The following is a 14,017-nucleotide window of genomic DNA, read 5'->3' on the forward strand; positions in this document are numbered from 1 at the left end:
ATGCTACACCTAAGCGGAGCGAACCGCTCCGGTCCGGGCGGCGCCCCCGTCAGGCGGAGGGCAGGCGCAGGACCAGGTCCGCCGCGGCGCGCGGGGCGTGCCGGGCCAGGTAGTCCTCCTCCTGTGCGGCCCAGCGGTCCCAGTGCGGGGCGAAGGTCTCACCGTCCCGGGCCAGCGCCCGCGTGCGCCGCGCGGGGGTCTCGAGCTCGAGCCACACCGCCAGGTCGAGCAGCGGTCGGGCGGCGGTGCTGAGCGCACCCACGCCCTCGCACACCACGACGTCGGCCGGCGCGGTCCGCCGCGGCGGACCGGGGGCGGCGCGGTGCCAGTCCCACGTGGTCCAGGTCGCCGTGCCCCGCTCCCGCAGCGCGCGCACGACGGCCGGGTAGGGGCCGTCGTCGCCCACCGCGGCGGCCAGCCCGTCCCAGCCCTGGTACATGGACTCGATCTCGATCACCTCGACGCGCGCGAACGGCGCGATCCGGGCCGCGAGCGCGGCGGCGAGGACGGTCTTGCCCGACCCCGAGCGGCCGTCCAGGCCGATGAGCGCCGGTCGGGTCACGGGTCCTCCGGGGTGGGGTCCGTCAGCGCGGCGGTGGCCGCCTCGAGCACCCGCACCGCGGCCCGCAGCTCCGCGACGGAGAACCCCTCGAGGGCGGCGCTCAGCCGCTGGGACATCGGTTGGAACGCGCGCTGCCCGTCGCGGCGGGCCGTGTCCGTGTGCTCCACCAGCACGCGCCGCCGGTCGCCCTCGTCCCGGCGGCGGCGGACGTGGCCCGCGGCGGCCAGGCGGTCCACGAGGGCGGTGGCCGAGGCCCGGGTGAGGTGCAGGTGGGCGCCGAGGTCCGAGGCGGTGACGGGCTCACCGGCCGCCGCGCGGGCCATCAGGTACGCGAGGGCTCTGAGGTCCGTGCGATGCAGGCCGACGCCGCGGCCGGCCTCGTCGACGGCGTGCTCCGCGCTCTCGCTGAAGACGCGCAGCGCGTGGACCACGGCGAGATGCTCCGCGGGGGCGGAGGGGGGCTGCGTGGTCATGGCCGGGAGTCTAGCCAGCCCCCATGGTTGTTTGATCATCGAACCATCCCCTACGCTCGGGGGCATGCCCACCGCGCCCGACCTGTCCGCCTTCCGCACCCCCGCCGCGCCGGGGCGTCCCTCTCGGGGGCTGCGGCTGGGCCTGGCCGCGGCGCTCGCCGTGGTCTGGTTCGCCGTGCTCGGCCTGGGCGGCCCCGTGTTCGGCGCGATCGGCGACGTCTCCTCGAACGACCAGGCCACCTTCCTGCCGGCGTCGGCCGAGTCCACCCGCGCGGGGGAGGAGGCGGCGGCGTTCCAGGACGGTGAGGCCGTGCCCGCCGTCGTCGTGGGCCCGGCGAGCACCGCGGACCCCGCGGCCGCCTTCCCCGCGCTCGCGGACCTCGCGGGCCTGTTGGGCGAGGTGCCGGGCGTGGTCGACGTCGCCGGTCCGATCCCCTCCGAAGACGGTGCGGCGGTGCAGTTCCTGGCCTTCGTCGACTCCTCGGCCGGGGCTGAGCGACCCGTGGCCGACGTGGTGGCCGACCTGCGGGAGGTCGTGGCGGACCCGGCGGCCGCCGCCCCCGCCCTCGCCGGGACCGTGGCCGCGGACACCGAGTGGCACGTGGGCGGTCCGGCGGGCCTGGTCGCGGAGCTGGGCGGCGCGTTCGCGGGGATCGACGGGCTGCTGCTGCTCGTGGCGCTCGTGGTGGTGTTCGTGATCCTCGTGGCGGTCTACCGCTCCGTCCTGCTGCCGGTCCTCGTGCTCCTGACGGCCGTGGCCGCGCTCTGCGGCGCGATCGTGGCCGTCTACGGGATGGCCCTGGCGGGCTGGATCCAGCTCAACGGCCAGGCCCAGGGCATCCTCTCGATCCTCGTGATCGGCGCGGCCACGGACTACTGCCTCCTGCTCGTGGCCCGGCACCGCGAGGAGCTGCTGGTCCGCGCGGAGGTCGGGGAGGCGCTGCGGGCCGCCGTGCGCGGGTCCTTCGGCGCGATCACCGCGTCCGCCTCCACCGTGGCCCTCGCCCTGCTGATCCTGATGGCCTCGGACCTCAACTCGACGCGCTCCCTCGGCCCCGTGGCCGCCACGGGTGTGGCCTTCGCGTGGCTCGCCGCCCTGACCCTGCTGCCGGCGCTGCTGCGGCTGACCGGGCGTGCCGCCTTCTGGCCCACGATCCCGTCCCCCGAGCGCGCGCGCCGTCGCACGGAGCGCCGCGCCGCCCGGGGCCGGGCCTTCACCCCGCCGCGCGACGGCGCGGGCCGGCCCATCGCCGGCCTCGAGGAGGACCACGGGGTGTGGACGCGGGTGGGCACCGTTGTCGCGCGCCGGCCCCGCCCCGTCTGGGTCGCCACGACAGTCGGGCTCCTCGCCCTCTGCGGCGGCCTGCTGCAGCTGCGCGCGGACGGCGTCGCCCAGGAGGACGTGCTGCTCGGCGACTCCGACGCCCGGCAGGCCCAGGCCCTGCTGAGCGAGCACTTCGACGCCGGCGCGGGCGCTCCCGCCCAGATCCTCGCGCCGGCCGGGGACGCCGAGGCGGTGCTCGCCGCCGTCGCGGAGGACCCCGGCGTGGCCGAGGCGGAGGTCACCGCGGACGCCCCCGGGACCGCCGCGGTCCCGCCCCCGAGCGCGCTCGAGGCGGAGGGCGGGACGGGCGCCGCGTCCGCGCCGGAGCCGCAGCCTCGCGTGGTGGACGGCCGCGTGCTGGTCTCGGCCACCCTGGCGGACCCGGGCGAGTCCCTCGCCGCGCAGCAGACCGTGGCCCGCCTGCGCGACCGGCTCGCGGATCTCCCCACCTCGGGCGAGATCCTCGTGGGCGGCCCGGCGGCCCAGGCGTTGGACACGAACGTCACCACGCAGCGCGACCTGCGGGTCGTCATCCCGCTGATCCTCGCGATGCTGCTGGTCATCCTCGCGGTGCTGCTGCGCTCGCTCCTGGCGCCCGTGCTGCTCGTGGCGGCCACCGTGGTCAGCTTCGGTGCGGCCCTGGGCGTCTCGGCCCTCGTGTTCCGGCACGTGTTCGGCTTCGAGGACGCCGACCCCACCGTGCCGCTGTACGGCTTCGTCTTCCTCGTGGCGCTCGGGATCGACTACACGATCTTCCTGATGACCCGGGCGCGGGAGGAGACCCCGCGGCACGGCACGCGGGCGGGCGTGCTGCGCGCCCTCACCGTCACGGGCGGGGTCATCACCTCGGCCGGCGTCGTGCTGGCGGCCACCTTCGCCGCGCTCGCGGTGATCCCGCTGATGTTCATGGTGCAGTTGGCGTTCATCGTGGCCTTCGGCGTGCTGCTGGACACCCTGGTGGTGCGCACGCTGCTGATCCCGGCCCTCGTGTGGGACATCGGCCCGAAGGTCTGGTGGCCGGCCAAGGCCGCCTGACCTGGTCGGTCCCGGACCCTTCCCGACGACGGCCCGCACCTCCTCCGCCGAGGTGCGGGCCGTCGTCGTCCCGACACGGCGGGCGTGGGGCGTCGGTCAGTCGCCGAGGGTGAAGTCCACCATCAGCAGGTGGGACAGCGCCACGGAGTGACCGGAGTGGGAGTGGAAGGGCTTGCCCAGCGCGCGCAGGGCCTCCACTGTGCGGTCTGTGCGCGCCATGGCACGGCCCATGATGAAGCGACGCACCTCCGGGCGGGCGGCGGCCCGGTCGATGTCCTGCAGCCAGCGCTGGAAGCCGGCGGACAGGGGATCGTCCGGGTCGGCTGTCTCGACCGTGTCGTCGCCGTAGGCCGTGCCGGCGGCGAGCCGGTCCGAGGCGGGCAGGACGAGCAGGCTCTCGAGCTCCTGCGCGGTGGGTGCCTTGCGGGCGTTGTCGTAGTCCACGTCCTTGAGCCCGGGGGCGAGGGACTCCATGACGTCGAAGTAGAAGCGGCGGCGCACGTCCTGGGGGAGGGAGGTGAGGGCCCGGATCGCGTACTTCGAGTTGAGCGGCATGAACAGCGGGCGGGCCTTCGGGATGTGGCCGAAGTGGAAGCGGTTCCGGAACTCGAGGTAGTGTTGGATGCTCGGCACGACGCCCGGGGCGGTCTGCTTCAGTTGCTCGTGCGTGGTGGCCATCTCCTCCTGCCAGAGGGCGAAGTCGGCGGCGGGCATCTTCTCCTTGAACGGCTCCAGCAGGCGCAGCGGCTCGGCATGCCGGTAGTACTGCTTGATGGTGCCGCCACCGCCGCCGTGTGCATGCACCTCGAACGGGTTCTGGAACGTCGACGACATGTAGACCGGGGTGTACACGCCGAGGCTGTTCTCCCGCCAGTGGCGGTAGGCGCGGGACCCGGACACCAGGGTGAGGGTGGGCGGCTTGGGGCCGTTCACCGTCAGGCCGTGGGCCTCGGCGATCCCCTTTGCGACGGCCAGATCCTCCTTCTGGTTGACGCCCGAGTGCAGCCAGAACCGGTCCGAGTCCGTGCGGAACAGGCCGGACTCGAGGAGGAACGCGAACACCGTGCGGGAGTCCACGCCGCCGCTGAGGTCCGCGGTGAAGGTGACCCGCGGGTCCGCGAGCAGGGCGCGGGTGCGCCCGCGCCAGACGTCGAGGTACTCCTGGAGCGCCGCCTCGTACTCGAGCGGCTGGAGCTCGGGGGCGCGCTCGAGGGAGAGGACGCTGCCGCGGATCACCACGACGGTGCCGACCGGCAGGAGTCGGATCTCGTCGAACGGGGTCTGGAAGATGGACAGCTGCATGGTCAGCGTCTGGCGGAGGGCGAACGGACGGAGCCTGCCGAGCCGGGGCGTGAGCGTCATGCCCTCGGTGCGCAGGTGCTCCACCAGCCCGCTGTAGGAGGAGCCGAGCGCCCAATCGTCGCCGCTGCGGTAAAGGAAGAGACGGCCCAGACCGCTGGCGTCCGTGCCCACCTCGAAACGGCGGCCGAAGAGCCTGCCCGCCCGGCGTGCGACCACGTAGCAGCCGTCCTCGCCGGGGCCGACGGTGCGGCCGGTGCGCGCGCGATACGCAGTCATGCCCGCGGGCCCGTGCACGTAGTCCGTGCCGACGAAGGCGTATCCCTCGAACTGCTCTTTGGGTCGCATGCGACTCGAGAGGATGAGCACGTGTCACTCCTGGGTTGCGGGTCCGATTTCCAGAAGTCTAGTCAGCACCTGTGCGCCGGCACCGAGAGGGGCTCGGCAGGGCGCCCGCGAGATGCCTGAGAGGGGGATTCACGGAGGGTGTGACGAGGATCACCGACGGGCGGGAATGAAGCGCACGGGGGTGTGGTTGCACTGCACGACACCAGAACATGAGTCGAGGTGACTCAGGTTTCTTGACAGACCTTCCGCCCCGGTGGCAGGTTGAGTCCAGAACGCTCAAGGGCGGCCGGCACCGGTCGGCCGCGGTCACCTCGAGCAGCAGTCGACGAAAGGACACATGATGTCGCGAGCAGTGGGTATCGATCTTGGCACCACCAACTCCGTGGTTGCCGTCCTCGAGGGTGGCGACCCGGTCGTCATCGCGAACGCCGAGGGCGCCCGCACCACCCCGTCCGTCGTCGCGTTCTCCAAGGGCGGGGACGTCCTGGTCGGCGAGGTCGCTAAGCGCCAGGCCGTCAACAACCCGGAGCGCACCTTCGCGTCCATCAAGCGCCACATGGGCACCGACTGGACCACCGAGGTGGACGGCAAGAAGTACACCCCGCAGGAGATCTCGGCCCGCACGCTGATGAAGCTCAAGCACGACGCCGAGGAGTACCTGGGCGAGAAGGTCACCGACGCGGTGATCACCGTGCCCGCCTACTTCAACGACGCCGAGCGCCAGGCCACCAAGGAGGCCGGCGAGATCGCGGGCCTGAACGTCAAGCGCATCATCAACGAGCCCACCGCGGCCGCCCTGGCCTACGGCCTGGAGAAGGGCAAGGAGGACGAGCTCATCCTGGTCTTCGACCTGGGCGGCGGCACCTTCGACGTGTCCCTGCTCGAGGTCGCCAAGGACGAGGACGACTTCGCCACCATCCAGGTGCGCGCCACCGCAGGCGACAACCGCCTCGGCGGCGACGACTGGGACCAGCGGATCGTGGACTGGCTGCTCCAGCAGGCCAAGTCCAAGGGCGCGGACCTGTCCAAGGACAAGATCGCCCTGCAGCGCCTGAAGGAGGCCGCGGAGCAGGCCAAGAAGGAGCTCTCCTCGGCCACCTCCACCAACATCTCGCTGCAGTACCTGTCCGTGACCCCCGAGGGCCCGGTGCACCTGGACGAGCACCTCTCCCGCGCCAAGTTCCAGGACCTCACCAAGGACCTGCTCGAGCGCACCCGCAAGCCGTTCGAGGACGTCATCAAGGAGGCCGGCGTCAAGGTCTCCGACATCGACCACGTGGTCCTCGTCGGCGGCTCGACTCGCATGCCCGCCGTCTCCGACCTGGTGAAGGAGCTGACCGGCGGCAAGGAGCCCAACAAGAGCGTGAACCCGGACGAGGTCGTCGCCATCGGCGCCGCGGTGCAGGCCGGCGTGCTCGCCGGCGAGCGCAAGGACGTGCTCCTGATCGACGTGACCCCGCTGTCGCTGGGCATCGAGACCAAGGGCGGTGTGATGGCCAAGCTCATCGAGCGCAACACGGCCATCCCGACCAAGCGCTCCGAGACGTTCACCACGGCCGAGGACAACCAGCCCTCCGTGTCCATCCAGGTCTTCCAGGGCGAGCGCGAGTTCACCCGGGACAACAAGGCGCTGGGCACCTTCGAGCTGACCGGCATCGCCCCGGCCCCGCGCGGCATGCCCCAGATCGAGGTCACCTTCGACATCGACGCGAACGGCATCGTGCACGTCTCCGCGAAGGACAAGGGCACTGGCACCGAGCAGTCGATGACCATCACGGGCGGCTCCTCGCTGTCCAAGGAGGACATCGACCGCATGGTCAAGGACGCCGAGGCCCACGCGGACGAGGACAGGAAGCGCCGTGAGGCCGCCGACCGCCGCAACCAGGCGGAGCAGTCCGCGTACTCCGTGGACAAGCTCCTGCAGGACAACGCGGACAAGCTGCCCGAGGACGTCAAGACCGAGGTGCAGGCCGACGTCGACGCCCTGAAGGCCGCCCTGGAGAAGCAGGACAACGACGACGAGGTCGCCGCCGCGTTCGAGAAGCTCCAGGCCTCCCAGGTCAAGATCGGCGAAGCCCTCTACGCCCAGCAGGGCGCGGAGTCGGCCGACGCCGGCGCCGAGTCCGCCGCCCCGCAGGACGACGACGAGGACATCGTCGACGCCGAGGTGGTCGACGAGGACGACGAGAAGAAGGCCTGACACCCCGGTGCCGGGGCGGGCGTCCACGCCCGCCCCGCCCGGAGGCCCACGACGCCGGCGGGCCGGCCTTCCCGCACCACCCCCCCGCGCGGCGGACCCGCCGCGCCCACCCGCTTCGAAAGGACACACCATGAGCGCCGACCAGCAGCGTCCGCACGGCTCCTCCGATGCCGAGCGCGGCTCCGAGGAGGAGCCCATCGTGTTCAACGACCGTCGCCGCATCGACCCCGAGACCGGTGAGCCCCGGGTCTCCGCCGAGAGCGCGGCCGAGCAGGCCGAGGACGGCGACGCCCTCGCCCAGGCCGAGCGCATCCTCGACGAGGCCGGCGCGCAGGCCGGGACCGAGGCGCCGCAGCCCGCGGCCTCGGACCGCGAGGCCGAGCTCGAGACCGACCTGCGCCGGCTGCAGGCCGAGTTCGTGAACTACAAGCGTCGCGTGGACCGCGACCGCGACCTGGCCAGGGACGCCGGTGTGGTCAAGGCCGTGACCGCGCTGCTGCCGGTGCTCGACGACATCGACGCCGCCCGCGCCGCCGGCGACCTGACGGACGGTCCGTTCGCCGCGATCGCGACCAAGCTCGACACCGCCCTGGCCGGCCTCGGCCTCGAGCGCCACGACCAGGAGGCGCTGGCCGGCGTCGAGTTCGACCCGGCCGTGCACGAGGCCGTGATGCGCCAGCCGCACGCAGAGGTGCCCGCGGACCACGTGGTCCAGGTCTTCCGCAACGGCTATCTCCGGGACGGCCGCGTGCTGCGCGCCGCCCAGGTGATGGTCTCCGCCGGAGACGAGTGACCCCGTCGGCCGGCGGCCCACCCCGCCGCCGGCCGACCCCCCTGACCGATGCACACGAGAGGAGGCACCATGGCCTCGCAGGATTGGATGGACAAGGACTTCTACGCGACCCTGGGGGTGTCCAAGGACGCCTCCGACGCGGACGTGAAGAAGGCCTACCGCAAGCTCGCCCGCATGTACCACCCGGACCAGAACCCCGGGGACGAGGCGGCCGAGAAGAAGTTCAAGGAGATCTCGGAGGCGTACGCCGTCCTGAGCGACCCCCAGGAGCGGCAGGAATACGACGCGATCCGCGCGATGGGCGGCGGGGCCCGGTTCTCCGCCCCGGGCGGTGCCGGCGGCGGAGGCTTCGAGGACGTCTTCGGCGGCATGTTCGGCGGCGGGGGCGGCCCCCGCGCCACGCAGTCCGAGCCCGACCTGTCCGACCTGTTCAGCGGGATGTTCAGTGGCGCCGCCGGCCAGCCCGGCGGCTTCGGCCCCGGCGGCTTCGGCGACGCCGGCTACGCACGGCCGCGCCCCACGAAGGGCGCGGACCGCACCGCCACCACCACGATCTCCTTCCGCGGCTCGATTCAGGGCACCACGGTGTCCCTGCGCGGCCCGGACGGCGAGACGATCGAGGTGAAGATCCCGAAGGGCATCCGCGACGGCCAGAAGGTCCGTGCCCGCGGCAAGGGCTCGCCCGGCCCGGCCGGCCGCGGCGACCTGCTGGTCACCGTGCACGTGCGCGAGCACGAGTTCTTCCGCCGGGACGGGGACGACCTGCGGATCACCGTGCCGATCACCTTCCCCGAGGCCGCCCTCGGCGCCACGATCGAGGTGCCGACGCTGGAGCGCCCCGTGAAGGTGAAGGTGCCGGCGGGCTCCCAGTGTGGCCGCGTGCTGCGCCTGAAGGGCCGCGGTGTCGAGCGCGGGAAGACGACGGGTGACCTGCTCGTGGAGCTGCGCGTCACCGTGCCCACCACGCTCAACGACGACGCCCGCGCCGCCGTCGAGGCCCTGCAGTCCGCCACTGCCGGCGACGATCCGCGGCGGGAGCTGGCCCGGAAGGCAGCCTGGTGAGCGCCCGCGACGGCGCCGCCCGTGCGGACCGGGGCCGCGAGGGGGGTCCCGACCGGCACGCCCCGGTCTTCGTGATCTCCGTGGCCGCCGAGATGGCGGACATGCATCCGCAGACCCTGCGCCAGTACGACCGGCTCGGCCTCGTGGTCCCCGCCCGCCAGGACGGACGGCACCGCCGCTACTCCCTCGCCGACGTCGAGCGGCTGCAGACCGTGCAGACCCTGAGCCGTGAAGGCATCTCGCTGGAGGGCATCCGCCGCGTGATCGCGCTGCAGCGCGAGGTCGAGCAGCTGCAGGACACCGTGGTCGAGCTGGCTGCCCAGGTGGACCGCCTCCACCACGCCTCCCGCCTGGCCCGCGTCTTCACCGTGGGCTCCGGCGGCGACGTCTCGGCCCGCTACGCCGACCGGATGGCCGCCCGCCGTCACGCCGCGGCACGGGCCGGGGCGGACACCGCGGGCGAGGCCCGCCCGAGCGGCCTGCGGAGGCTGCCCTCCGGCGGCGCCCGCCTCCGACGGGTGCCCACGTGGCAGTCCGAGCAGGACTGAGCCGGGCGTCGTTCGGGGCGGCCGCGCGGTCCCGCGTGCAGGAGCGGCTGCGCGCCGACATGGCCCGGCGCGACGGCCTCGGCCGGCAGGCCCGCAGCGCCCTGGACGGGATCGTCCACGCCCTCAAGCCGGAGGGCATGGACCCGCACCTGCCCGCCCGGCATCTGCTGGACTACGTCCTCGACGGCCCGGACGGTCCGCGCGCGGTGGTCGCCGCGGGGGACCCCGCGACCGCCACGCATCTGACCTGGCTCGTCTCCGGCATGGGCATCCGCCCCCAGACGGCCATGTGGGGGACGGCCCGGGAGGCCGCCCACCTCGCCGCCGCCCAGCGCGCCGCCGGCGCACCCCGCCCCGTCGTCATCGCGTGGCTCGGCTACCCCGCGCCCACACCCTGGCGGGTGGTGCTCGACGGCCCCGGCCGGCGCGGCGGCGCGATGCTCGCCGCGGATGTCCGGGCCTGGTGGGAGTTCCTGCGCCACGGGCCGGGGGAGGACGACGACGCCGCCCCGGCCCTGCGCGCCCGCGGGACCGCCGTGCACGGGGCCGTGGAGGCCCACTCGTACGGCTCGCTCGTGGCCGCGCACGCCCTGCGCCTGCTCGCGGACCGGGGCCTGCAGCCCGACGACGCCGACGCCCCGTGGCCGGCCGAGCGTCCCGTCGAGGCCCTCGTGGTCTCGGGCGCGGTCGGCCTGCCCGCCGCCCTGGCAGCCCGGGCCGCGCACCTCGGCCTGCGGTCCGGGCGGACGTTCCGCGCCCTGGCCCCGGGCGATCTCCTCGCCCGGGTCGGCCGCGCGGTCGGCCGTCGTCGGGACTGGACGGACGCCGCCGTGCTGCCGGTGGCCCCGCGGCCCGGCCTGGCGGGGGCCGCCGTCCGCGGCCACCGCACGGCCCGCTGGTCGCCGACGGCCCCCGGGGACGCCCCGAGGGGCTACCGGGACGCCGGGTCCGTGACGCTCGCGGCGACCGCGCGGGTGACCGCCGGCCTGCCGGTGCCGCCCGTCCCGGACGGCGCCGACCCGGCCGGGCCGGTCGCCCCGGCCTGAGCGGCCCCGTCGGGCCCCGTGCTCAGCGGCGGCGGTACGCCAGGTCGAACACGAGGCGTCCGGCCCGCTGGGACTTCGCCTCGAAGCTCGTGATCGGTCGGCCCTCGAACCGGGGCGCCCAGCCGCCCGCGTGGTCCACGGGGTCCGCGGCCGCCGCGCCGGCCCGCGCCTCACCCAGGCCGGCCCGCAGCGGGCGCTCCTCCTCGGCCGCGCTCTCCCATCCCGAGGGCAGCGGCTGGGCCCCCACCTCGGTCTCCCTGCCCTCGCGGCGCACCCGCGTGAGCGGGGAGCCCTCGCCCGCGGCGCGCCCGGGGAAGAGGTTCTCGAACTCCGGGTGCGCCTCGAGCACCTCGCGCATCTGCACGGCGTAGCCCGACCAGTCCGTCGCCAGCCGCAGCACCCCGCCGGGGGTGAGCACCCGCGCCACGCGGTCCGCGAAGGCGGGGGAGACCAGGCGGCGCTTGTGGTGCCGCTTCTTGTGCCACGGGTCCGGGAAGAACACCCACACCTCGGAGACGGAGCCGGGCGTGAGCAGGGCGTCCAGCAGCTCGGGGGCGTTGGCCTCCACGGCGCGGACGTTCTCCAGGCCCTGCTGCTCCACGCGCGTCATGAGCGCGGCCAGGCCGGGCACGTAGACCTCGACGGCGAGCACGTTCCAGTCCGGCCGGTCGGCGGCGGCCTGCGCCGTTGACTCGCCCAGCCCGGAGCCGATGTCGACCAGCAGGGGGGCCTCGCGCCCGAACACCCCCGCCCAGTCCAGTCGGGCCTGGCCGTCCACCGAGGTGGCGCCGCGGCCGCGAGGCACGTCCACGAGGACCCGCTCCGCCTGGCGGTCCCACACGGCCTGCCGCCCCGCGTTCAGGCGCGCACCACGTCGGACGAAGGAGACCGGCTCCCGTCGGACGAGGGCGGGGTCCTTGTCCCGATTGTGGTCGTGCGCGTGGACGCGCTCGGCGGGCGGCGGCACGGCGTCGGGGCCGGGTGCGTCCGGGCAGGGGCGGGGCAGGTGCTCAGTCATCGCCCCGATCCTGCCACGGCCGCGCGTCGACGGTGCAGACCGCGGCCGACGACGGCGCCCGGCGCCGGGGTCAGGGGGTGCTGCTGGAGCGGTCCCCCGACGTGGGCGACGCGGACGCGGAGGCCGTGGTGGCGGTCGGCTCGGGTGCGGACTCGGTCGGGTCCGGCGCAGGGTCCGTGGCCGGCGCGCTCGTGGACGGACCGGACGCGCTCGTGGACGGACCGGACGGGCTCGGGGACGTCGGGGTCGGGGACGTCGGGGTCGGCGTCGCGGAGGTCGGCGTCGGGTCGGGGGTGCTCGGCGTCGGACTGCCGGATCCCGTGCCCGACGGCGAGGACGAGGTGGGGGGAGACGACGGGGAGGACGGCGTGGCCGAGCGGGTGGGCGCGGGGGCCGAGGAGGACGGGGCCGTGCTGCTCGGCACCGGGGTGGTCACGCTGGGCGTCGGGGCCGCCGTGTCGGCGGGCGCGGACGGGGGCGGCACGGGTGCGCCGGTGGCCTCCTCCGTCCACGAGGACGTCTCGGGCTCCGGCTCGGGGGCGGGCTCCGGCTGCTGCTCCTCGGGGGTCGGGGTGGAGCGGTCCGGCAGACGCAGGTCGGCGGGGGCGGAGGCGGCGTCCGCGGCGACGTGGCCCAGGTCGGACAGCCAGGCGGTCGCCGTGTCCCGAGGGATCCGCACCGTCAGCACGCCCGCGGCGGCCGGCGCCATGGACGCCTGGTCCGCCTCGAGCATCAGGCTGCCGTCCGGCAGGAAGACCACCGCGTCCCAGACGCGACGGTTCTCCACCTGCTCCGGGGCGTCGACCGCCGAGTCCAGGCGCGAGCCGATCACGTCCGGGTCGTTGGCCATGCGCTGGCGCACCTCGGCGCGGAACGCGTCCCAGCCGTCGGGGGTGAAGAGATCGGCGGTCTCGAGCACGCGGTCCTCGCGGGCCGAGTACCAGATCACGTGCGAGGTGGACACGGAGTCCGTGCCGCGCCGCTCCGTGGCGAGCAGGCGGGCCGCGGCGATGTCCTCGGCCACGACGGCGAGCTGCGGCTGGATCTCCAGGCGCGGGTCCGCGCTCGGGTCGGTGTCCCGGCGGTACTGGTCGATCTGGTCGCGCACGGCCCCGGCCATGGCGTCCGTCCAGGCCGGCGCCCCGGACACCTGCAGCCACGCCCCGTGGTGGTCCGGGTCCTCGCCCTCGAGCACGGCGACGCTCGCCTCCGGCACCCGCTCGAGGTCGTGTGAGGGGACCTCGACCGTGAACGGGGCCATGTCCATGGACGGCAGGGCGGAGGCCGCCGTCGTGGCGGGCGCAGGCTCGGGCTGCGGCTCGGTGCGAGCACAGGCGCTCAGCGCCACCAGGGCGACGGCGGCCAGGCCGAGGGCCGCGCGGCCACGGCGGGGGGAGGGCAGGACGGGGTGCATGCGATTCACTTCCGGTGGTCGGAGGACTCCAGGATGGCCTCGACGCGGGCGGCCATCTCATCCGCGGTCGGCGGGCGCCAGTCCGGGTCGTTCCGGCGGCGGGCGTCACGGCGCAGGCGCAGGACCACCCAGATCGCGAGGAAGGCCAGGATCAGGACCAGGACGATGTTGGAGAAGACGTCCGCGTACTCGGAGACGACGTGGAACCGCTCCCCGAGCGCGTAGCCGCCGTAGACGAAGATCGCGTTCCAGATCAGGGAGCCCAGCGCCGTGAACAGGGTGAACTTCGCGAGGTTCATCCGCTCGATGCCCGCGGGGATGGAGATCAGGGAGCGGAACACGGGGACCATGCGGCCCAGGAACACGGTCCAGTAGCCGTATCGGATGAACCAGCGCTCGGTCTTGGCCACGTCCTCCATGTCCACCAGCGGCATGCGGTCCGCGAGGCGGTACATGCGGTGGCGGCCGAGCCACGCGCCGAGGCCGTAGAGGGCCAGCGCTCCGACGATCGAGCCGACCGTCGCCCAGACCAGCGCGGCATGCGGGCTGAAGGCGCCGCCGGCCGCGGTGAAGCCTGCCAGGGGCAGGATCACCTCGGACGGGATGGGCGGGAAGATGTTCTCCGCGAAGACGGCCAGGCCGACGCCGATCGGGCCGACCGCCTCCATGATGTCCACGACGATGTTGCCGAGCCAGCCGTAGTCGGTGGGCGCGGCGGCGGCCACGGTCAGGGGTGCGACGAGGGGGAGCATGCGCCCCATTGTCCATCATCGACCGCCTCCGCGACGTGGTGGAGGCGCCGACGTCGTCCGCTCTGCGCGCACAGCCGCGCCTCCGGGCGGGCGGGAGCGGGCTGCCATTGGTACTGTCGGAGGTGCAGACCGCTCACCGACCG

Annotated in this window: 12 protein-coding genes; 6 read left to right on the top strand and 6 right to left on the bottom strand. The window is 74.5% G+C overall.

Annotation, left to right across the window (positions count from 1 at the left end):
* Window positions 1–49 precede the first annotated feature (49 nt).
* Both MF605_RS03580 and MF605_RS03585 read right to left on the bottom strand, forming a co-directional pair.
* Complete coding sequence (locus MF605_RS03580; RefSeq protein ID WP_044658845.1) at window positions 50–562, bottom strand: nucleoside/nucleotide kinase family protein; 513 nt, start codon at window positions 560–562, stop codon at window positions 50–52.
* Window positions 559–1,035, bottom strand: coding sequence for a MarR family winged helix-turn-helix transcriptional regulator (locus MF605_RS03585; RefSeq protein WP_044658846.1), 477 nt, complete (start codon window positions 1,033–1,035; stop codon window positions 559–561). The genes MF605_RS03580 and MF605_RS03585 overlap by 4 nt, the downstream gene beginning before the upstream one ends.
* Window positions 1,036–1,099: 64 nt before the next feature.
* Between MF605_RS03585 and MF605_RS03590 the strand changes: the two genes are divergently transcribed.
* A complete protein-coding gene (locus tag MF605_RS03590) occupies window positions 1,100–3,394 on the top strand; it encodes an MMPL family transporter (protein ID WP_061867625.1) in 2,295 nt (764 codons plus the stop codon).
* 96 nt (window positions 3,395–3,490) lie between these two features.
* Here the strand turns inward: MF605_RS03590 and MF605_RS03595 are convergent, their stop codons facing one another.
* Window positions 3,491–5,041 carry an asparagine synthetase B family protein gene (locus MF605_RS03595; protein WP_166795235.1) on the bottom strand — a complete coding sequence of 517 codons (1,551 nt, stop codon included), beginning with the start codon at window positions 5,039–5,041 and terminating at the stop codon, window positions 3,491–3,493.
* A gap of 340 nt (window positions 5,042–5,381) precedes the next feature.
* Between MF605_RS03595 and dnaK the strand changes: the two genes are divergently transcribed.
* The 5 genes from dnaK to MF605_RS03620 all read left to right on the top strand — a co-directional run bounded on the left by dnaK (window position 5,382) and on the right by MF605_RS03620 (window position 10,690).
* Complete coding sequence (gene dnaK / locus MF605_RS03600) at window positions 5,382–7,241, top strand: molecular chaperone DnaK (protein WP_134415850.1); 1,860 nt, start codon at window positions 5,382–5,384, stop codon at window positions 7,239–7,241.
* A 130-nt stretch (window positions 7,242–7,371) separates the two neighbouring features.
* Window positions 7,372–8,034, top strand: a complete 663-nt coding sequence (locus tag MF605_RS03605) for a nucleotide exchange factor GrpE (protein WP_010080231.1) — start codon at window positions 7,372–7,374, stop codon at window positions 8,032–8,034.
* A gap of 69 nt (window positions 8,035–8,103) precedes the next feature.
* Window positions 8,104–9,096, top strand: coding sequence for a DnaJ C-terminal domain-containing protein (locus tag MF605_RS03610; protein WP_078026125.1), 993 nt, complete (start codon window positions 8,104–8,106; stop codon window positions 9,094–9,096).
* The gene (locus tag MF605_RS03615; protein WP_095694935.1) at window positions 9,093–9,644 is read left to right on the top strand and encodes a heat shock protein transcriptional repressor HspR; all 552 of its coding nucleotides are present in this window, start codon (window positions 9,093–9,095) and stop codon (window positions 9,642–9,644) included. Before MF605_RS03610 ends, MF605_RS03615 begins: the two co-directional genes overlap by 4 nt.
* Window positions 9,623–10,690, top strand: a complete 1,068-nt coding sequence (locus MF605_RS03620; RefSeq protein ID WP_235186512.1) for an alpha/beta hydrolase — start codon at window positions 9,623–9,625, stop codon at window positions 10,688–10,690. The genes MF605_RS03615 and MF605_RS03620 overlap by 22 nt, the downstream gene beginning before the upstream one ends.
* Before the next feature lie 22 nt (window positions 10,691–10,712).
* Here MF605_RS03620 and trmB read toward each other — a convergent pair whose 3' ends face one another.
* From trmB to MF605_RS03635, 3 genes are all read right to left on the bottom strand, one after another.
* Window positions 10,713–11,708: a tRNA (guanosine(46)-N7)-methyltransferase TrmB gene (gene trmB / locus MF605_RS03625; protein ID WP_134415848.1), complete on the bottom strand. Its 996-nt coding sequence runs from the start codon at window positions 11,706–11,708 to the stop codon at window positions 10,713–10,715.
* 70 nt (window positions 11,709–11,778) lie between these two features.
* Window positions 11,779–13,122 (bottom strand): hypothetical protein, encoded by a 1,344-nt coding sequence (locus tag MF605_RS03630; protein WP_043280891.1) that lies wholly within the window; start codon window positions 13,120–13,122, stop codon window positions 11,779–11,781.
* 5 nt (window positions 13,123–13,127) lie between these two features.
* Entirely contained in the window at window positions 13,128–13,874 is a 747-nt protein-coding gene (locus tag MF605_RS03635) for a DedA family protein (protein WP_036382290.1), read from the bottom strand.
* Window positions 13,875–14,017 lie beyond the last annotated feature (143 nt).

The organism is Micrococcus luteus (genome assembly GCF_022664405.1).
GTDB lineage: Bacteria > Actinomycetota > Actinomycetes > Actinomycetales > Micrococcaceae > Micrococcus > Micrococcus luteus.